At 61.9% G+C, this 16,254-nt stretch carries 19 protein-coding genes and 3 pseudogenes; 14 read left to right on the top strand and 8 right to left on the bottom strand.

What is annotated here, in order from left to right; all coding sequences use genetic code 11:
* Position 1 precedes the first annotated feature (1 nt).
* On the bottom strand, positions 2 to 295 hold the full coding sequence (locus A7X77_RS02905) for a SelT/SelW/SelH family protein (RefSeq protein ID WP_009990553.1): 294 nt from the start codon (positions 293 to 295) through the stop codon (positions 2 to 4).
* Between the two features lie 128 nt (positions 296 to 423).
* On the opposite strand from A7X77_RS02905, the gene A7X77_RS02900 reads away from it, so the two are divergent.
* The 4 genes and pseudogenes from A7X77_RS02900 to A7X77_RS02890 all read left to right on the top strand — a co-directional run bounded on the left by A7X77_RS02900 (position 424) and on the right by A7X77_RS02890 (position 2,256).
* The gene (locus A7X77_RS02900) at positions 424 to 1,161 is read left to right on the top strand and encodes a type 1 glutamine amidotransferase (RefSeq protein ID WP_064681489.1); all 738 of its coding nucleotides are present in this window, start codon (positions 424 to 426) and stop codon (positions 1,159 to 1,161) included.
* A gap of 11 nt (positions 1,162 to 1,172) precedes the next feature.
* A pseudogene (locus A7X77_RS34360) lies at positions 1,173 to 1,328 on the top strand (maltose acetyltransferase domain-containing protein); the annotation flags it as partial.
* Positions 1,329 to 1,562: 234 nt separating this feature from the next.
* A pseudogene (locus tag A7X77_RS34355) lies at positions 1,563 to 1,712 on the top strand (DapH/DapD/GlmU-related protein); the annotation flags it as partial.
* Between the two features lie 91 nt (positions 1,713 to 1,803).
* Positions 1,804 to 2,256 carry a GFA family protein gene (locus tag A7X77_RS02890; protein WP_064681488.1) on the top strand — a complete coding sequence of 151 codons (453 nt, stop codon included), beginning with the start codon at positions 1,804 to 1,806 and terminating at the stop codon, positions 2,254 to 2,256.
* A gap of 1 nt (position 2,257) precedes the next feature.
* Here A7X77_RS02890 and A7X77_RS31895 read toward each other — a convergent pair.
* The 3 genes and pseudogenes from A7X77_RS31895 to tenA form a co-directional block, all read right to left on the bottom strand.
* Positions 2,258 to 2,365, bottom strand: a pseudogene (locus tag A7X77_RS31895) (type II toxin-antitoxin system CcdA family antitoxin); the annotation flags it as partial.
* Positions 2,366 to 2,561: 196 nt separating this feature from the next.
* Complete coding sequence (gene lepA, locus A7X77_RS02885; RefSeq protein WP_064681487.1) at positions 2,562 to 4,394, bottom strand: translation elongation factor 4; 1,833 nt, start codon at positions 4,392 to 4,394, stop codon at positions 2,562 to 2,564.
* A 77-nt stretch (positions 4,395 to 4,471) separates the two neighbouring features.
* Positions 4,472 to 5,170 (bottom strand): thiaminase II, encoded by a 699-nt coding sequence (tenA, locus tag A7X77_RS02880; RefSeq protein ID WP_064681486.1) that lies wholly within the window; start codon positions 5,168 to 5,170, stop codon positions 4,472 to 4,474.
* Positions 5,171 to 5,303: 133 nt separating this feature from the next.
* Between tenA and A7X77_RS02875 the strand changes: the two genes are divergently transcribed.
* Both A7X77_RS02875 and A7X77_RS02870 read left to right on the top strand, forming a co-directional pair.
* A complete protein-coding gene (locus A7X77_RS02875; protein WP_064681485.1) occupies positions 5,304 to 5,873 on the top strand; it encodes a helix-turn-helix domain-containing protein in 570 nt (189 codons plus the stop codon).
* 24 nt (positions 5,874 to 5,897) lie between these two features.
* Positions 5,898 to 6,416 carry a GNAT family N-acetyltransferase gene (locus tag A7X77_RS02870; RefSeq protein WP_064681484.1) on the top strand — a complete coding sequence of 173 codons (519 nt, stop codon included), beginning with the start codon at positions 5,898 to 5,900 and terminating at the stop codon, positions 6,414 to 6,416.
* A 30-nt stretch (positions 6,417 to 6,446) separates the two neighbouring features.
* Here the strand turns inward: A7X77_RS02870 and A7X77_RS02865 are convergent, their stop codons facing one another.
* Complete coding sequence (locus tag A7X77_RS02865; protein ID WP_064681483.1) at positions 6,447 to 7,058, bottom strand: HAD-IA family hydrolase; 612 nt, start codon at positions 7,056 to 7,058, stop codon at positions 6,447 to 6,449.
* 133 nt (positions 7,059 to 7,191) lie between these two features.
* On the opposite strand from A7X77_RS02865, the gene A7X77_RS02860 reads away from it, so the two are divergent.
* The 3 genes from A7X77_RS02860 to A7X77_RS02850 all read left to right on the top strand — a co-directional run bounded on the left by A7X77_RS02860 (position 7,192) and on the right by A7X77_RS02850 (position 9,758).
* Positions 7,192 to 8,217: a histone deacetylase family protein gene (locus A7X77_RS02860; RefSeq protein ID WP_064681482.1), complete on the top strand. Its 1,026-nt coding sequence runs from the start codon at positions 7,192 to 7,194 to the stop codon at positions 8,215 to 8,217.
* 7 nt (positions 8,218 to 8,224) lie between these two features.
* The gene (recX, locus tag A7X77_RS02855) at positions 8,225 to 8,773 is read left to right on the top strand and encodes a recombination regulator RecX (RefSeq protein WP_064681481.1); all 549 of its coding nucleotides are present in this window, start codon (positions 8,225 to 8,227) and stop codon (positions 8,771 to 8,773) included.
* Between the two features lie 91 nt (positions 8,774 to 8,864).
* Complete coding sequence (locus A7X77_RS02850; RefSeq protein ID WP_064681480.1) at positions 8,865 to 9,758, top strand: EamA family transporter; 894 nt, start codon at positions 8,865 to 8,867, stop codon at positions 9,756 to 9,758.
* On the opposite strand, the gene A7X77_RS02845 is transcribed toward A7X77_RS02850, so the two are convergent.
* Complete coding sequence (locus tag A7X77_RS02845; RefSeq protein WP_064681701.1) at positions 9,759 to 10,226, bottom strand: group III truncated hemoglobin; 468 nt, start codon at positions 10,224 to 10,226, stop codon at positions 9,759 to 9,761.
* Between the two features lie 171 nt (positions 10,227 to 10,397).
* Here A7X77_RS02845 and mbfA point away from each other — a divergent pair, with 171 nt between their 5' ends.
* On the top strand, positions 10,398 to 11,381 hold the full coding sequence (gene mbfA / locus A7X77_RS02840; protein ID WP_064681479.1) for an iron exporter MbfA: 984 nt from the start codon (positions 10,398 to 10,400) through the stop codon (positions 11,379 to 11,381).
* A gap of 375 nt (positions 11,382 to 11,756) precedes the next feature.
* On the opposite strand, the gene A7X77_RS02835 is transcribed toward mbfA, so the two are convergent.
* Both A7X77_RS02835 and A7X77_RS02830 read right to left on the bottom strand, forming a co-directional pair.
* Positions 11,757 to 12,356 (bottom strand): transglutaminase-like cysteine peptidase, encoded by a 600-nt coding sequence (locus A7X77_RS02835; protein WP_064681478.1) that lies wholly within the window; start codon positions 12,354 to 12,356, stop codon positions 11,757 to 11,759.
* Positions 12,357 to 12,520: 164 nt separating this feature from the next.
* The gene (locus A7X77_RS02830) at positions 12,521 to 13,345 is read right to left on the bottom strand and encodes an alpha/beta hydrolase (RefSeq protein WP_064681477.1); all 825 of its coding nucleotides are present in this window, start codon (positions 13,343 to 13,345) and stop codon (positions 12,521 to 12,523) included.
* Between the two features lie 178 nt (positions 13,346 to 13,523).
* Between A7X77_RS02830 and infC the strand changes: the two genes are divergently transcribed.
* From infC to pheS, 4 genes are all read left to right on the top strand, one after another.
* On the top strand, positions 13,524 to 14,060 hold the full coding sequence (gene infC, locus A7X77_RS02825; protein ID WP_082928759.1) for a translation initiation factor IF-3: 537 nt from the start codon (positions 13,524 to 13,526) through the stop codon (positions 14,058 to 14,060).
* 310 nt (positions 14,061 to 14,370) lie between these two features.
* Entirely contained in the window at positions 14,371 to 14,574 is a 204-nt protein-coding gene (rpmI, locus tag A7X77_RS02820) for a 50S ribosomal protein L35 (protein WP_003570998.1), read from the top strand.
* 38 nt (positions 14,575 to 14,612) lie between these two features.
* Entirely contained in the window at positions 14,613 to 15,017 is a 405-nt protein-coding gene (rplT, locus tag A7X77_RS02815) for a 50S ribosomal protein L20 (RefSeq protein WP_064681475.1), read from the top strand.
* 151 nt (positions 15,018 to 15,168) lie between these two features.
* Complete coding sequence (pheS, locus tag A7X77_RS02810) at positions 15,169 to 16,251, top strand: phenylalanine--tRNA ligase subunit alpha (protein ID WP_064681474.1); 1,083 nt, start codon at positions 15,169 to 15,171, stop codon at positions 16,249 to 16,251.
* Positions 16,252 to 16,254 lie beyond the last annotated feature (3 nt).

Below are 16,254 nucleotides of genomic sequence, written 5' to 3'. Positions count from 1 at the left end.
ATCAGCTCTCGAGCGAGGCGCGGTCGACATGGCCGAGATCGCGGCCGGGCTCGACGATGTCGCGAACCCGCTGCTTCAGCTCTTTCGGCCCGGGAAAGCCGCCGTCGCGCTTGCGCTCCCAGATAAGGTCGCCGTTGACGCGGATTTCGAAATTGCCGCCGGTGCCGGGGATCAGCGCCACCTCACCGAGGCTGTCGGAAAAGGTGTGCAGCAGCTCCTGCGCCATCCAGGCGGAGCGCAGCAGCCAATTGCACTGGGTGCAGTAGAGAATCGAGACGCGGGCTTTTTCGGTCATGGCGATTTCCTTTCGTTCCTGCAGGTTTAAGCCTTGCCGCCGGCGTGCGCAATCGACCTTGCACAAGCGTCTTGCGCGCTGCATCCGGGCATGATCTCCTCCCGCCATCGGCCAGATCGGGAAAAGCCATGCGAGTCGCAGTCGTCGAAAATATGAGAAATACCGGGCTCGGCGCGCTTGCCAGAGCGCTCGAGGAGGCGGAAGCGGAAATCGAGTGGTTCCGCGTGTGGCGGGACGGCAATCTGCCGCAAGATATATCCAGCCATGACGCGCTCGTCGTTCTCGGCGGCGAACAGAGCGCGCTGGATGACGAGACGCACCCCTATCTGCCGGAACTCGTGCGGCTAACGCGCCGCTTCGGCGATGCCGGCAAAGCCGTGCTCGGCATCTGCCTCGGCAGCCAAATCCTCGCTCGCGCCTATGGCGCCGACAATCTGCTGGATGCCGCTCGTGAATTCGGCTGGCACAGCATTGGCGTCACGGGTGAAGGCCGGTCCGATCCGCTGCTGTCCGATGTGGGGGGCGAATTCACCATCTTTCAATGGCACGCCGACACATTTTCCTTGCCCGAAGGTGCGGTGTGTCTTGCGACGAGCTCCGTCGCCGCGAACCAGGCCTTCCGCATCGGCCGCGCCGTCTACGGCACGCAGTTTCACTTCGAGGCCGACACTGAGGTCGTCAGGCAGTGGAAAGACGAATTCGCCGGCACGATCGAGCGTATCGCTCCCGGTTGGCTGGAGAATTATGACGAATTGGCAGCGCGCCATGGCGCCGGCGCCGATGCCGCAGGCCGTGCCATAGCGCGCGCCTGGGTCAGCCTCATCGAGCGGCAAGAGGCCGGACTGCTGTCGCAGGCGAGCGCGTGACGAACGAGACGATGCCGGTCAGCGAACGCGGAAAGATGGCGGCCGGGGAATGGTATTGCTGCCTCGACGACGAACTCGATCGCCTGCGCCAGCAGGCGCGCGTGGCCGTCCACGCCCACAACACCCTGCCGCCCGACGAGCGCGGCGCCGCAGCGCCTGCCTTGAGGGCGCTCTTTGCGCAGGCTGCGCCCGATATCTTCATTGAAGCGCCGTTTCATTGCTCTTACGGTATCAACATCGTTCTTGGCGAGCGCGTCTATTTCAATGCCGGCTGCACCATTCTCGATTCCGGCCGGGTGACGATTGGCGATCGCAGCATGCTCGGTCCGGGCGTACAGATTTATTGCGCCGAGCATCACAGGGATCTTCCCCTCCGCGGCGCGGGCATCGAGGTCGCCCGGCCGGTCACGATCGGCAGCGACGTCTGGATCGGCGGCGGTGCCATCATCCTCGGCGGCGTGGCGATCGGCGATGGCGCGATCGTCGGCGCGGGTGCGGTCGTGACGAAGGATGTGCCAGCGGGCGCAACTGTAGTCGGCAATCCCGCGCGCCCAATAAGCCGCCTCTGAGCTTCGTAGCCGCGGGCTCCCTCGACAATGGCACCGGCTCCGCTAGATCAGGTGGCGGAAGGGGAGAGTCATGATGACAGCAAAGAACTTACCCATGGAAGGCGGCTGCCGCTGCGGCCGGGTGCGATTGAAGATCAGCGCGCCGCCGCTGCTGACTATGGCCTGCCATTGCACGGGCTGCCAGAGGATGACCGCGAGCGCCTATTCGCTGAGTGCCGCCATCCCCAGCGAAGGTTTCGAGGTGACGAAGGGCGAACCGGTCATCGGCGGTCTGCACGGCACGACGAAACACTACTTCTGCCCGCATTGCATGAGCTGGATGTTCACCCGTCCGGAAGGCATGGACTGGTTCGTCAACCTGCGCGTCACCATGCTCGATGACCCCAGCTGGTTCGCGCCTTTCATCGAAACATGGACGAGCGAGAAGCTGGCCTTTGCTGAGACCGGCGCGGTGCACAGCTACGCGGCACTGCCGGAGATGGCGGCCTATGAGGGGTTGGTGAAGGAGTATATGGGCAGGGGATGAGTCAAAACTGCCTGTATTTCGCGAACGGCAGGCCATGCTTCGCGACATACTCATTTTGCTCCGCGATCGCCTCGGCATTTTCAATTCGCCAAAGTCTTTCGCGTTCTTCTCTGTCTCCTTGGACGACTGATAGAGCGTGACCGCGTCTCCTCCGTCATGCTCGGGCCTGTCCCGAGCATCTGCAGCCGGTTGATAGGTTCGTAGATCCTCGGCACAAGGCCGAGGATGACGGAGAAAAAGAGCGAGGCTTTTCTACAAACCAAGGAGACTCAGGCCTCTTCGTCAAAGAGAGGCCCTGCGAAAGCCTATTCGTCGCCCATCTTCAACGCGGCGATGAAGGCTTCCTGCGGAATCTCGACCTTGCCAAACTGGCGCATGCGCTTCTTGCCGGCCTTCTGCTTGTCGAGCAGCTTGCGTTTGCGGGTGGCGTCGCCGCCGTAGCATTTCGCGGTCACGTCCTTGCGCAGCGCCGAGATCGTCTCGCGGGCGATGACGTTGCCGCCGATCGCGGCCTGGATCGGGATCTTGAACATGTGCTTCGGGATCAGTTCCTTGAGCTTTTCGCACATGTCGCGGCCGCGCTTTTCAGCGGCGGTGCGGTGCACCATCATCGACAGCGCGTCGACCGGCTCGCCGTTGACGAGGATCGACATCTTCACGAGGTTGCCCTCGCGGTGGTCGGTGAGCGTGTAATCGAAGGAGGCATAGCCCTTCGAGATCGACTTCAGCCGGTCGTAGAAATCGAAGACGACTTCGTTGAGCGGCAGGTCGTAGGTCAGCATCGCACGCGTGCCGACATAGGTGAGTTCGATCTGGATGCCGCGCCGGTCCTGGCAGAGCTTCAGGATGCCGCCGAGATAATCGTCGGGTGTGAGGATCGTCGCGCGGATCCACGGCTCGTGGATTTCGGAGATCTTGACGACGTCGGGCATATCGGCCGGATTGTGCAGCTCGCGCTCCGTGCCGTCGGTCATGAACATCTTGTAGACGACGGAAGGGGCGGTGGCGATGAGGTCGAGGTCGAACTCGCGCTCCAGCCGCTCCTGGATGATTTCGAGATGCAACAAGCCGAGGAAGCCGCAGCGGAAGCCGAAGCCGAGCGCGGCCGAGGATTCCATTTCGAAGGAGAAGGAGGCGTCGTTGAGACGCAGCTTGCCCATGGCGGCGCGCAGGTCCTCGAAATCGGCGGCATCGACCGGGAAGAGGCCGCAGAAGACCACCGGCTGCGCCGGCTTGAAGCCCGGCAAGGCTTGCGCCGTCGGCCGCTTATCCTCGGTGATCGTGTCGCCGACGCGGGTATCGGCCACTTCCTTGATCGAGGCGGTGATGAAGCCGATCTCGCCGGGGCCGAGACTGTCGACATTGACCATTTTCGGCGTCAGCACACCGACGCGTTCCACCTGGTATTTAGCATCCGTGCCCATCATGCGGATCGTCTGGCCCTTGGTCAGCACGCCGTCGATGATGCGCACCAGAACCATGACGCCGAGATAGGTGTCGTACCAGCTGTCGACGAGAAGCGCCTTCAGCGGCGCCTTTTCGCCGCCCGGGCTTTTCGGCGCCGGCAGCTTGTTGACGATCGCCTCCAGCACGTCGGGAATGCCGAGGCCTGTTTTGGCCGAGATCAGCACCGCCTCCGAAGCGTCGATGCCGATCACTTCCTCGATCTGTTCCTTGATGCGGTCGGGTTCGGCGGCCGGCAGGTCGATCTTGTTGAGCACGGTGACGAGCTCGTGATTGTTGTCGATCGCCTGATAGACGTTGGCAAGCGTCTGTGCTTCCACACCTTGTGAAGCGTCGACGACGAGCAGCGAGCCCTCGCAGGCCGATAGCGACCGCGAGACTTCATAGGCGAAGTCGACGTGGCCGGGCGTGTCGATCAGGTTGAGAATGTATTTCTCGCCATTGTCGGCCTGATAGTGCAGGCGCACGGTCTGGGCCTTGATGGTGATGCCGCGCTCGCGCTCGATATCCATATTGTCGAGCACCTGCTCGGACATTTCGCGCTCTGCAAGGCCGCCTGTCGTTTGGATCAGGCGGTCGGCCAGCGTCGATTTGCCGTGGTCGATATGGGCCACGATCGAGAAGTTGCGGATATGGGACAGCGGAGTGGTCGAATTGGTGCTCATGCGCGCCATATAGCAGCGCCGCCCTCGGCCGCAAAGCGGTAATTATCCCGCCGTTTACGCTATTTTACGGGGCGGTCGAGCGCGTCTCAGACCGGCCAGGTCTCCAGCCGCCAGGCGGAATCCCAGAACATCCATTCATATTGCGAGGCGCGCACGAAGACATCGGTCATCTCTACGCGTTCCGCCGGCGAGGCGGCGCGGGCGGCGATGTCGGTCAGCGCGATCACCTCGCGGGCGCCGGCGGCAAATTGCGGATCGCCATAGGTGTTGATCCAGGCCTGGAAGGCATTGCCCTCGACAACAGGCCGGTTCTTGATCGCCTCGCCGACGTGCCAGTAGATCCAAAAGCAGGGCAGAATGGCGGAAAGCGCCACCGCGTAGGAGCGGTGATAGGCGGTGGCCAGCAGAAAATTGGTGTAGGCAAAGCAGGTGGGCGACGGCTCGGCCGAGGTCACATCCGCGGCCGTGATGCCGAACTGGGTGAGGAAGCCAGCATGCAGGCCCTGCTCGACGGTGATCGCCTTCTGCGCCGAGCCGAGAAAACGCAGCACCTGCGCATTGTCGGGCGCTTTGGCCGCGACGATGGCCAGGCATCGCGCATAGTGCTTGAGATAAAGCGCGTCCTGCAGGATGTAGTGGCGAAAGATTTCCGGCGGAAGCGTGCCGTCGGAGAGGCGCGTCAGAAGCGGCAGCGCCTCGATCTCGGCCATGACGGGCGCAATCCTGTCCCAGGCGGCGGCCGTGAAGCTTCCCGTCAGTTCCGTGCTCTGCGTGCTGGCGTCCATTATTCCCTCCATCGATCGCGCTGACATATACCGGCGAGGCTGCGGCGAAAGCAAGTTGCGTGCGCGCCGCTCATTGACTTGATTCCATCATTAGATCATGTAATTCTCTTATAATAGAATCGCGGATGGGACGATGGAGCAGCAACTCGAACAGGCGATCGGCATTCGCATCCGCACGCTGCGGCTGGAAAAGGACTTGACGCTGGAGGATCTCGCCGCGGCTTCCGGCGTGAGCCGCGCAATGATTTCGCGGATCGAACGGGCCGAGGCGAGCCCGACGGCCTCGCTGCTGGCAAGGATCTGCGCCGCGCTCGGCCAGTCGCTCTCCGCCTTCTTCGCGGAGGAGGGGGAGCAGGCCTCGCCGCTTGCCCGCCGGCAGGAGCAGCAGGTCTGGCGCGATCCGGAAACCGGCTATCTCAGGCGGTCGGTCTCGGCGCCGGGCACGGCCTCCGATGTCGATATCGTCGAGGTCGAATTTCCCGCCGGCGCCCGCGTCAGCTTTCCCCCGCATGCGGCATCCGACGGCATGACGCAGCATATCTGGCTGTTCGACGGTGAGCTGGAGATGACGGCGGGCGAAACCGTTTACCGGCTGCGCCCCGGCGACTGCCTCTTCATGCCGGTCGGCGAGGGCCATGTCTTTCACAATCCCGGCAACGCGCCGGCGCGTTATTGCGTCGTGCTCGATCGCGGCGGCCGATAACGATATTCACTTCAGGAGAAGCATATGCCCGACATTCGTGCCCTTTCCGCCGAGGAGGCCCGCGCCGCCATCGCCGATCTTGCGGACGTGCTCGCCGATTGCGTCGCCGGCGGCGCCTCCGTCGGCTTCATGCAGCCCTATGGGCCCGACGATGCCGAACCCTACTGGCGTGATGTCGCCGATGCGGTCGGGGCGGGCGTCAGCCTGCTTCTGGTCGCCGAACTGGAAGGCAGGATCGTCGGAACGGTGCAGGTGGGGTCGGCGCAGATGCCGAACCAGCCGCATCGCGGCGATCTGAAGAAACTGCTGGTGCATCGCTCCGCCCGCGGGCGCGGCGTCGCCCGGCTGCTGATGGAGGCTGCCGAACGCGAGGCGGCAAAGCACGGCAAGACCCTGCTCGTGCTCGACACGGCAACCGGCAGCGATGCCGAAGCGATCTATCCGCGTCTCGGCTGGCAACGCGTCGGCGTCATTCCCGACTATGCGCTGTGGCCGCAAGGCGGCTATTGCGACACCACCCTGTTTTACAAGCGGCTCGCCTGATTGCCCCGGTCCTGCTCAATCCGGCCTCATTCAAGCCCGCCTGCCGAAAACCGGAAGTGCACCGCCCAATGTGGCACCGGCCGTCCATTGCGCGGCATGCCAGCCGAACTGCCGCGCCGCTTCGATATTTTCGGCCATATCGTCGATAAAGGCGATGTCGCCGGGCGGCACGCCGGCGCGTGCGGTCGCCAGGCGGAAAAAGTCCGGCGAAGGTTTGCGGTGTCCAAGGGCGGCGGAATAGATGATGTCGTCGACATGCGCGCCAAGGCCGGCCTCTTCCATCAGGCAGCGCGCGCGCCTGTGCTCCTGGTTGGTCGCCAGGAACAGCGCGACACCGCTTTGCCGGATAGTCCCAAGCTCTTCCAGAAGATTGAGATCGAGGTGGGAATCGTTTTCGAACCAATAGTCGATCAGCGTTGCCGCACTGAGATGGGGCGCGATCTTTGCAAGCACGGCGGAAAGCCGCGGCTCCAACGCCTCGCGGCCGATGACGATGTCGTTCCAACAGGTCTGGAAGAAGGCCTGCTGCAGCAAGTCGGGTCGCAAGCCGAGATCGCGCTCGAGATAGGTGAAGTGCGGCAGGCCATCGGCCGGTCGGCCATGAATGAGCACACCGTCGACATCGACCATCAGCACTTTCATGCGGAAAATTTCCTCGTTCTGAAAACATCGGCGAAGGTCGCGTCATTTAGCTCGGCGATCAAGCCGACACACTGCTTTTTCGTTGGGGCGAAGCCGTGTAAATCTCGATTTACAATCAGGAGCAGAATCTGCAATGCGCGTCATCTATTCCGAAGACCATAAGCTGCGCGATGCCAGGACCGAGCTCTATGCCGGTCAGCTGGTGACCCCCTTCGAGGCGCCTTTCCGGGCCGAATGGATCCTGGCGGCGGTGAAGGAGGCGGGCTTTGCCGATGTCGTCGCACCCGATGCGCACGGGCTGGAAACGGCCAGGAAGGTGCATGACCCCGCCTATCTCGATTTTCTCGCCACCATCTGGGACCGCTGGGTGGCTGCCGGCTTCGAAGGCGAGGCGATCGCCAACTCCTTCCCGGTGCGCCGCACCAGCCAGCGCGTGCCCGACAATATCGTCGGGGCGATCGGCCATTACGCCAACGCCGCCGACACCTCGATCACCAAGGGCTCCTACGCGGCGGCGATCGCCTCGATGCGCTGCGCCATAACGGGCGCCGACTGGCTGGCTGAGGGCCATCGTTTCGCCTTCGCGCTTTGCCGCCCGCCCGGTCACCATGCCGGCATCGACCTCTTCGGCGGCTATTGTTTCATCAACAATGCGGGGGTCGCGGCCCAGCGTCTCATTGATCATGGTGCAAAGAAGATCGCCGTGCTCGATGTCGATTTCCATCATGGCAACGGCACGCAGGATCTCTTCTATCACAGAGGTGATGTCTTCACCGCCTCGCTGCATGGCGATCCCATCCATGCCTTTCCTTATTTTCTCGGCCATGCCGACGAAGAGGGTGAGGCCGAGGGCATTGGCGCCAATCGCAACTATCCGATGCCGCCCGGCACGCCTTGGGACGCCTGGTCTGCGGCCCTTGCCGATGCGCTTGCCCGCATCAAGACCTTCGGCGCGGAAGCGATCGTCGTGGCGCTCGGCGTCGACACGTTCGAACGCGATCCGATCTCCTTCTTCCGCCTCACCGCCGATGATTTCACCCGCATGGGCGCAATGATCGCATCCACCGGGCTGCCCGTGCTTGCCTGCATGGAAGGCGGCTACGGCGTGCCCGAGATCGGGCTCAACGTCGTCAACGTCCTCAAAGGCCTGGAAGGCTGATCCACCGATGACCGACGAAACCGTTCCATCCGATATCCCGACTCCGCGCATGCTGAGCTGGGCGCGCAATTCCACGATCTATCGCCTCGAACGGCGGATGATGACGGAAAAACAGCTCTTCGGTGCCATCAGCCGCAAGGCGAAGGAGAAGTTCGAGGATATCAGCGAGGCGCAACTCAAGGCCGTCGCCGATGCCGCAGTCAAATTCGCCTATGACAATATGGCTCTCGACGATGGTGCCTATGCCGAAATCAGCACGCGCTCCGCCGTGCGCGGCGGCAAATCGAAACGTGTTATCGGGCAGAAGCTTGTGGCCAAAGGTGTCTCCAGTGACAAGGTCGAGGCTGCGCTTGGAGAAGCGAATGACCTCTATGCCGCGACGATATTTGCCCGCAAACGCGCCTTCGGCCCTTTCCGTCGCGTCGAACTCGACGACAAGCGGAAGGCAAAGGAACTTTCCGCCTTCGCCCGCAACGGTTTCAGCTTCGAGATCGGTAGGAAGGTCTTCGAAATGAGTTTTGAGGACGCCGAAGAAGTCATCTTCGCTGGCCGCTGATGCATAAGGCCTTTTGCTGCCTCGATCAGAAGTTTGAATTTGTCGCTCTTGAGCCGTCTTCGTAAGAAGAGCGCACAATTGGGGGGCGGGTATGGAAGAAAAGGCAAATGCCGGAGCGGGCACGCTGACCGCAGGGGCGTCGACAGCATTCGGCGGCGTGGCGGCCGGCGGGCTGATGTGCCTCCTGTCCATGTCGTCGATCCAGTTCGGCGCGGCACTCTCATCTTCCGCTATCACAACATATGGACCGGCCGGCGCCAGCTGGCTGCGCCTCGCTTTTGCGGCCATCATTCTCGCCGTTGTCGTGCGGCCGCGCATCGTCAGCTACAACAGGGCGCAATGGACGAGTGCTCTGGTTCTCGGCGCGACGACGGCGCTGATGACCATGAGCTTCTTTGCGGCGATCGAGCGCATTCCGCTCGGGCTGGCCGTGGCGGTTGATTTTCTCGGTCCGCTTTCCGTTGCGACCATCGGCTATGGCCTCAGCCGGCGTCTCGTCTGGCCTCTCATTGCAGCACTTGGTGTTCTGGCGCTTGCTCATGATGGTGAAGGCTGGGTCGGCGATATCGAGGGCATTCTCTTCGCGCTCGGTGCCGGAACCGGCTGGGCGGTCTATATCGTCCTGACGAAGAAAATCGGTGCGAGCTTCAAGGGGCTGGAAGGGCTTTCCTTATCGCTGATGGTTGCCGCACTGGTCGCCACACCCTTCGGCTTTGCCGGCGCCGTGTCCGCGCTCGATGGCTACGGCCTGATTGAAATGGCGGGCCTTGCCATTCTTGTGCCGCTGCTGCCCTACACCTTGGAGCTCATCGCCTTGCGGCGAATGCCGACAACCTCCTTCGGCATTCTGATGAGCCTCGAACCGGCCATCGCCGCACTCGCGGGCTTCGTCATTCTGGCCCAGCCGATGACGTTGCTGCAGATGGCCGGAACAGCCCTGGTCGTCGCCGCAAGCGCCGGCGCGACCTTTTCCGCAAGGCAGTGATCAGCCCGCCTTCTTCGCCGGGTCGTCGAGCGCCGGATTGTAGAACAGCGACAGCGTCAGGCTTTTGGCGATCCGCTCCGCCGTCGCCATGAACCAGGTCTTGGCCTCCGGCGACGGGGCGATATCGTCGAGCGTTGCGGCAAACAGCGCCAGCCACTTCGGAAAGAGATCCGGCGTCAGGTCCGCGACGCCGGTATGCGCCTGCACCGGCTTGCCGCCATAGGCGCCGCTGCGGAAGGCGACGGCCGACCAGAAGCTCTTCATCTTCTCCATATGCTCCGGCCAGCGGCCGGAGAGCCTGGCGTCGAACACCGGACCGAGATCGGGATGCGTCAGCACGCGCCCGTAAAAAGTCTCGACCAGCCTGCCGATGAAGACCTCGTCGACGCCCATCGCCTGCATCTCGACTTCCGCCCTTTCGCGGATCGCCGCGACGTGGGCAGGACGGCCCTGAATGTCATTATCCATCATAAACCCCGGTGCCGCATAATGCGGCGCTCTCTCATATAGGTATTTGTGCCGGCGCGCCAAAGGCATCCGTGCGGCTTGCGGCAATCTGTCAGCCGGCCTGTCTGCACCCTTGACCGCCATTGGCTCCTTCTTTAGATTTAGAATAATTCTAAATTATGGAGAATAGTTATGTTGGCGCGATTTTTCAGATCACCGAAACGGTCTTTCGAGTCGCTGTCCGAGCAGGAGATTCTCGCCCTCGCAATCGCCTCCGAGGAAGACGATGCCCGCATCTACCTTGCTTATGCCGACAGGCTCCGGAACGAATTCCCGGCCTCGGCAAAGGTTTTCGAAGATATGGCCGAGGTCGAGGATACCCATCGCAAATCCCTGATCGAGATCCATCGCCAGCGTTTCGGCGAGCGCATCCCGCTGATCCGGCGCGAACATGTGCAGGGCTTCTACGAACGCAAGCCCGACTGGCTCAGGGCAAGCCTTTCCCTCGATGCGATACGGCAGGAGACCGAGGCAATGGAGGAGCAGGCCTACCGCTTTTATGTCGAAGCGGCAAAGCGGACCTCGGACGCCTCGACGCGAGAGCTTCTCGGCGATCTCGCGCTCGCCGAGCAGGGACATGAGGATATTGCCCGCATGCTGGGCGACAAACATACGCCCGAAGATATCAAGCACGACGAGGACGAGGCGGCGCACCGGCAATTCGTGCTGACCTATGTGCAGCCGGGCCTTGCCGGGCTGATGGACGGCTCGGTCTCGACTCTGGCGCCGATCTTTGCCGCCGCCTTTGCCACCCAGGACACCTGGCAGACCTTCCTCGTCGGCCTTTCCGCATCCGTCGGCGCCGGCATCTCGATGGGCTTCACCGAGGCCGCCCATGACGACGGCAAGATCTCCGGCAGGGGCTCGCCGGTCAAGCGCGGCCTTGCCTGCGGCATCATGACGACGCTCGGCGGCCTCGGCCACGCGCTGCCCTATCTGATCCCGCATTTCTGGACGGCAACGATCACCGCCGCCATCATCGTCTTCTTCGAACTTTGGGCAATCGCCTTCATCCAGAACCGCTACATGGAAACGCCGTTCCTGCGCGCCGCCTTCCAGGTCGTCCTCGGCGGCAGCTTGGTGCTCGGAGCGGGAATTTTGATCGGGAATGGGTGAGTTGCGGTCGGGCAGAGCCCGAGCAATCGATCCAGTGAATCGATTGCACAGCGAACGCCCGGAGCCACGCGAAGGGCCGGGATAGGACGCGGCAAACGCAACCCACCACTTACAGTGTCGCAATCTCCACGTCGATTTATATCACCAAGCCACCTCCCTCATCCTGGTCGGCAGCCACAACAAACAGCCCTCATCCTTACACGTTGGGAGTCCCCAGCGGGGAGAAGATGCCCGAAGGGCAGATGATGGGGTGAGGAGCGTGAGCGACGAACAGCTTGAGCGGAAGCGAAAGGTGACGGTCGACGCGGTTCCAATTCCCCCAAAAGCAAAAGGCCGGCTTTCGCCGGCCTTTTTCCCCGCATCCCCCTGAAATCCTCAGCGCAGTGCGCCGACCAGCACGTCGCGGCCATTCTCGATGGTGACCCAGCGGCCGGCATTGTAGCTCGACTGGCGCTTGACGAAAGAATAGGGCGTTCCGAACCATGGCTTGACGTCGGCGGCGAGGTTGTCGAGCACGAAGTCGCCCTCGGCGGTGCGCAGCGTCAGGACGGCATGGCCCTCACCGTCAGGCTTGCGCACGACGGTCATCAGCAGGTCGGCGGCCGGAACGCCGCGCTGGATCAGGATGCGCCGCTTCAAGAGCGCGAAGTCCTCGCAGTCGCCGGCGGTGGTCGGATAGGCCCAGACTTCGTCCTTGCCGTAGATTTCCTTGTCGGTCATCGGCGTGATCGTGCGGTTGACGGTGGCGTTGACCGAACGGACGAGCGACCACTTGGCCGGGGTCATCTCGACGGGGCCAGCATTGCGGTTTGCGCCGCATTCACTGCTGTGGGTCTGACAGAAATCATAATGGCCGATCGGCTGCGAAGTGGCGTTGCCTGTTACCATGGAAGCATTTCTGCTTGGAGCTGGGATGGCGGCAGTCGCCATCGCAAACACGGCCATCATGGCCACAAAGATACCTTTGATCCGCACGCCCGCTCTTTCCTCGATCGCCCCTTAATTATTAACAAACTGTTAATGGAGAGGGCCGAGAAGAGTCAATCGTTACTTCTTGGGAGCGCCTTGCGACGCGCCAACATGGTTAAAATGCAACGGGTTGGCGGCTTGCGTTTGGGGAATTTCTCGGTCGGTGCTGTTCAAATGGGCATCTGCATATTTATTGATGAACGAATGATGCCTTTGACAGCGCTGAGGAGAAGGGCGATGTCGCCGGGGCGGGAAAGGCGGTGGTCGCCGTCGCGGATGAAGGTCAGCACGACGTCGTCGGCGGGAAGGTGCTCCAGAAGTTTCAACGCGTGGGCATGCGGCACGTCGGGATCTTTCATGCCCTGGAGGATATGCACTGGGCAGCCCGTCTCGATCATCCCATCCAGCACCCTGTTTTTGCGTCCGTCCTCGATCAGTGCCCGCGTATAGACGTTCGGTTCCGGGCTGTATTGCGAGCGCTCTTCGAAATAGCCACGCTCCGCCAGCAATTTGCGCTCCCTGGCCTTGAGATTCGGCTCGATCAGCTCGGAGGTGAAATCGGGCGCCGGCGCGATCAGTATCATGCCGGCGAGCTCTGGACCGTCCTGGCGCGCAAGTTCCTGCGCCAGCCTGAGTGCAATCCACCCCCCCATCGAGGAGCCGACCAGGATGATGCGATCGGGCGCGATGTGCAGAATGACGGCCAGCGCCTCCTCCAGCCAGCGTGAGATCGTGCCGTCGCGAAAGCTGCCGCCGGAAAGTCCGTGGCCGGAATAGTCGAGGCGGATGCAGGCGGTACCGAGTTCGCCCGCCAGTCCATCGAGCTCCAATGCCTTAGTACCGCACATGTCGGAACGGTAGCCGGATAGCCAAACGAGTGTCGGGGCATTGTTGCCGGCTTGCGCCGGGCGCACCAGCATGGCGATCTCACGCGCCGCCTCGCCTTCACCGACCGTCAGAAACTGCGGCTGGACATTTGGCGTCTGATAGGACATCGGCGGAACTCCTGTTGTTTTGGCCTATAAAACAGATTCTTGGCAGGCTGACAGCAGGTGATTTTTCCGCTAAAGGATGATATTGACTCCGTTGCAGCGATAACGAGATACGTTTGTGCACCCTGGTCGGGAGCGCGCGGCTGCAACATTCCGGAAACAACGCGAGGAGAATACGACCATTCGCAGACCTTTTAAGACCGATGCGCCCGTGAAGGACGGCCCGCGCTCGAACCGTGAAATCCGCATTCCCAAAGTTCAGCTGATCGCGGCTGACGGACAGAATATGGGCATCGTGCCCACCGACCAGGCCTTGAGAATGGCAGAAGAAGCCGGCCTCGATCTTGTCGAAATTTCCCCCAATGCCGAACCGCCGGTGTGCAAGATCCTCGATCTGGGCAAGCTGAAATACGCCAACCAGAAGAAGGCCGCCGAGGCGCGCAAGAAGCAGAAGATCGTCGAAGTCAAAGAAATCAAGATGCGCCCGAACATCGACACCCATGATTATGAGGTGAAGATGAAGGCGATGGGCCGCTTCTTCGACGAGGGTGACAAGGTCAAGGTGACGCTGAAGTTCCGCGGCCGTGAAATGGCCCACCAGGAGCTCGGCATGAAGCTTCTGCAGCAGGTCAAGGCCGACACGCTTGAGATCGCCAAGGTCGAAGCCGAGCCCAAGCTCGAAGGCCGTCAGATGATGATGGTGCTGGCGCCGAAGTAAGCGCCAGACACCTTTTTGCCCAAGGCCGTCCGCAAGGGCGGCTTTTGTGCTTTCGGCCATCGCGATTTTGGGCTGGCGAATATTCCTCCGCGGCCCCGTTGCACTTTCATGACGCTGCGGTTATAAGCGCGCGTCCGAACTGACCGGCAGGGCATGCCGTGGCAGTTTCGAATGCTTGCGGAACGGTTCGTCGCCGAAGCCGCAGATCAACAACAAACGCTCCCGCACCTTGTTGCGACGGCCGGAGAACCGGACTTCGCGAGAGGGCTTTTTTGATAAAGCGCGCAGGGAGGACAGAAGGAGTAGCAAAATGCCCAAGATGAAGACGAAGTCCTCTGCCAAGAAGCGGTTCAAGATCACCGCGACGGGCAAGGTCAAGGCTGCCGCTGCCGGCAAGCGCCATGGCATGATCAAGCGTACCAACAAGTTCATTCGCGATGCACGTGGCACGATGGTTCTTGCAGAACCGGATGGCCGCAAGGTTATCAAGAATTACCTGCCGAACGGTCTCTGAGACTCGTCCGCGAACGCTAGATTTAAGGAGATCATGATATGGCACGTGTAAAAAGAGGCGTCACCTCTCACGCCAAGCACAAGAAGGTTCTGAAGGCCGCCAAGGGCTTTTACGGCCGCCGCAAGAATACCATCCGCGCCGCCAAGGCCGCTGTCGACCGGTCGAAGCAGTACGCTTACCGCGACCGCAAGGTCAACAAGCGCAACTTCCGCGCGCTCTGGATCCAGCGCATCAACGCTGCTGTCCGCGAATTCGGCCTGACCTACGGCCGCTTCATCGACGGCCTGAACAAGGCTGGCATCGAAGTCGACCGCAAGGTTCTCTCCGACATGGCGATCCACGAGCCGGAAGCATTCGGCGCGCTCGTCAATGCCGCCAAGAAGGCCCTTGAATACCTCAAGGAAACCGGTACGGCCAACGAGTTTGAAGGCGCGGTTCGTTAACCAGCGCTTCCCAGGCTCTATGCTCTATTGAAATTTGGGAAACCCGCGCTGGTTTGGGCTAGCGCGGGTTTTTCTTTCTTTATATCCCTTGCGCCGGTCGGCGCCGCCTGCCTCCCGATCCCCGCCTGATACTGGACGGAAAGAAGTGACAATGTCAGATATTGACCAGCTCCACTCATCGCTGCTCGCGGAAATCGCCGCCGCCAATGACGAGGCCGCCCTGGAAGCCGTGCGCGTCTCCGCTCTCGGCAAGAAGGGCTCGGTCTCGGAACTCCTGAAGACGCTCGGCGCGATGACGCCGGAGGAGCGTCAGACCCGGGGTGCTGCGATCAACGCCCTGAAGAATGCGGTGACGGATGCCGTCGCCGAACGCAAGTCGGTGCTGAAAATGGCGGCGGTCAACGCCCGCCTGAAGGCCGAAACCGTCGATGTCAGCCTGCCGGTGCGCTCCTCGCCGGCCGAGCGCGGCCGCATCCATCCGATCAGCCAGATCGTCGATGAGATCACTGCGATCTTCGCCGACATGGGTTTCTCGATCGCCGAAGGCCCCGATATCGAGACCGATTATTACAATTTCACCGCGCTGAATTTTCCCGAAGGCCATCCAGCCCGCGAGATGCACGACACCTTCTTCTTCAATCCTGACGAAAACGGTGAGCGCAAGGTGCTGCGCACGCATACCTCGCCGGTGCAGGTGCGCACCATGGAAGCGCAGAAGCCGCCGATCCGCATCATCATTCCCGGCAAGACCTATCGCCAGGACAGCGATGCCACGCATTCGCCGATGTTCCACCAGGTCGAGGGATTGGTCATCGACAAGAAGGCCAATGTCGCCAATATCCGCTGGGTGCTCGAGGAGTTCTGCAAGACCTTCTTCGAGGTCGACAGCGTGACGATGCGCTTCCGCCCATCCTTCTTCCCCTTCACCGAGCCCTCCTTCGAGGTCGATATCCAGTGCGACCGCTCCGGCCCGATCGTCAAGTTCGGCGAAGGCACCGATTGGATGGAGATCCTCGGCTGCGGCATGGTTCACCCGAACGTGCTGCGTTATGGCGGCCTCGATCCGGACGAGTATCAGGGCTTTGCCTGGGGCATGGGCCTCGACCGCATCGCCATGCTGAAATACGGCATGCCCGACCTGCGCGACTTCTTCAATGCCGACGTCCGCTGGATGACGCATTACGGCTTCCGCCCGCTCGACATGCCGACGCTGTTCGGCGGCCTCAGCGCTTGAACG

Origin of the sequence: Rhizobium bangladeshense (assembly GCF_001662075.1) — a bacterium.
Taxonomy (GTDB): Bacteria; Pseudomonadota; Alphaproteobacteria; order Rhizobiales; family Rhizobiaceae; genus Rhizobium; species Rhizobium bangladeshense_B.
Note: the sequence above shows the minus strand (reverse complement) of the source record. Positions and strands in the feature narration are given on the sequence as shown.

Excerpts from the sequence above, each read along its gene's own strand:
- A7X77_RS02905 (WP_009990553.1), bottom strand. The coding sequence starts at position 295 with ATGACCGAAAAAGCCCGCGTCTCGATTCTCTACTGCACCCAGTGCAAT.
- A7X77_RS02900 (WP_064681489.1), top strand. The coding sequence starts at position 424 with ATGCGAGTCGCAGTCGTCGAAAATATGAGAAATACCGGGCTCGGCGCG.
- A7X77_RS02890 (WP_064681488.1), top strand. The coding sequence starts at position 1,804 with ATGACAGCAAAGAACTTACCCATGGAAGGCGGCTGCCGCTGCGGCCGG.
- lepA (WP_064681487.1), bottom strand. The coding sequence starts at position 4,394 with ATGGCGCGCATGAGCACCAATTCGACCACTCCGCTGTCCCATATCCGC.
- tenA (WP_064681486.1), bottom strand. The coding sequence starts at position 5,170 with ATGGACGCCAGCACGCAGAGCACGGAACTGACGGGAAGCTTCACGGCC.
- A7X77_RS02875 (WP_064681485.1), top strand. The coding sequence starts at position 5,304 with ATGGAGCAGCAACTCGAACAGGCGATCGGCATTCGCATCCGCACGCTG.
- A7X77_RS02870 (WP_064681484.1), top strand. The coding sequence starts at position 5,898 with ATGCCCGACATTCGTGCCCTTTCCGCCGAGGAGGCCCGCGCCGCCATC.
- A7X77_RS02865 (WP_064681483.1), bottom strand. The coding sequence starts at position 7,058 with ATGAAAGTGCTGATGGTCGATGTCGACGGTGTGCTCATTCATGGCCGA.
- A7X77_RS02860 (WP_064681482.1), top strand. The coding sequence starts at position 7,192 with ATGCGCGTCATCTATTCCGAAGACCATAAGCTGCGCGATGCCAGGACC.
- recX (WP_064681481.1), top strand. The coding sequence starts at position 8,225 with ATGACCGACGAAACCGTTCCATCCGATATCCCGACTCCGCGCATGCTG.
- A7X77_RS02850 (WP_064681480.1), top strand. The coding sequence starts at position 8,865 with ATGGAAGAAAAGGCAAATGCCGGAGCGGGCACGCTGACCGCAGGGGCG.
- A7X77_RS02845 (WP_064681701.1), bottom strand. The coding sequence starts at position 10,226 with ATGGATAATGACATTCAGGGCCGTCCTGCCCACGTCGCGGCGATCCGC.
- mbfA (WP_064681479.1), top strand. The coding sequence starts at position 10,398 with ATGTTGGCGCGATTTTTCAGATCACCGAAACGGTCTTTCGAGTCGCTG.
- A7X77_RS02830 (WP_064681477.1), bottom strand. The coding sequence starts at position 13,345 with ATGTCCTATCAGACGCCAAATGTCCAGCCGCAGTTTCTGACGGTCGGT.
- rpmI (WP_003570998.1), top strand. The coding sequence starts at position 14,371 with ATGCCCAAGATGAAGACGAAGTCCTCTGCCAAGAAGCGGTTCAAGATC.
- rplT (WP_064681475.1), top strand. The coding sequence starts at position 14,613 with ATGGCACGTGTAAAAAGAGGCGTCACCTCTCACGCCAAGCACAAGAAG.
- pheS (WP_064681474.1), top strand. The coding sequence starts at position 15,169 with ATGTCAGATATTGACCAGCTCCACTCATCGCTGCTCGCGGAAATCGCC.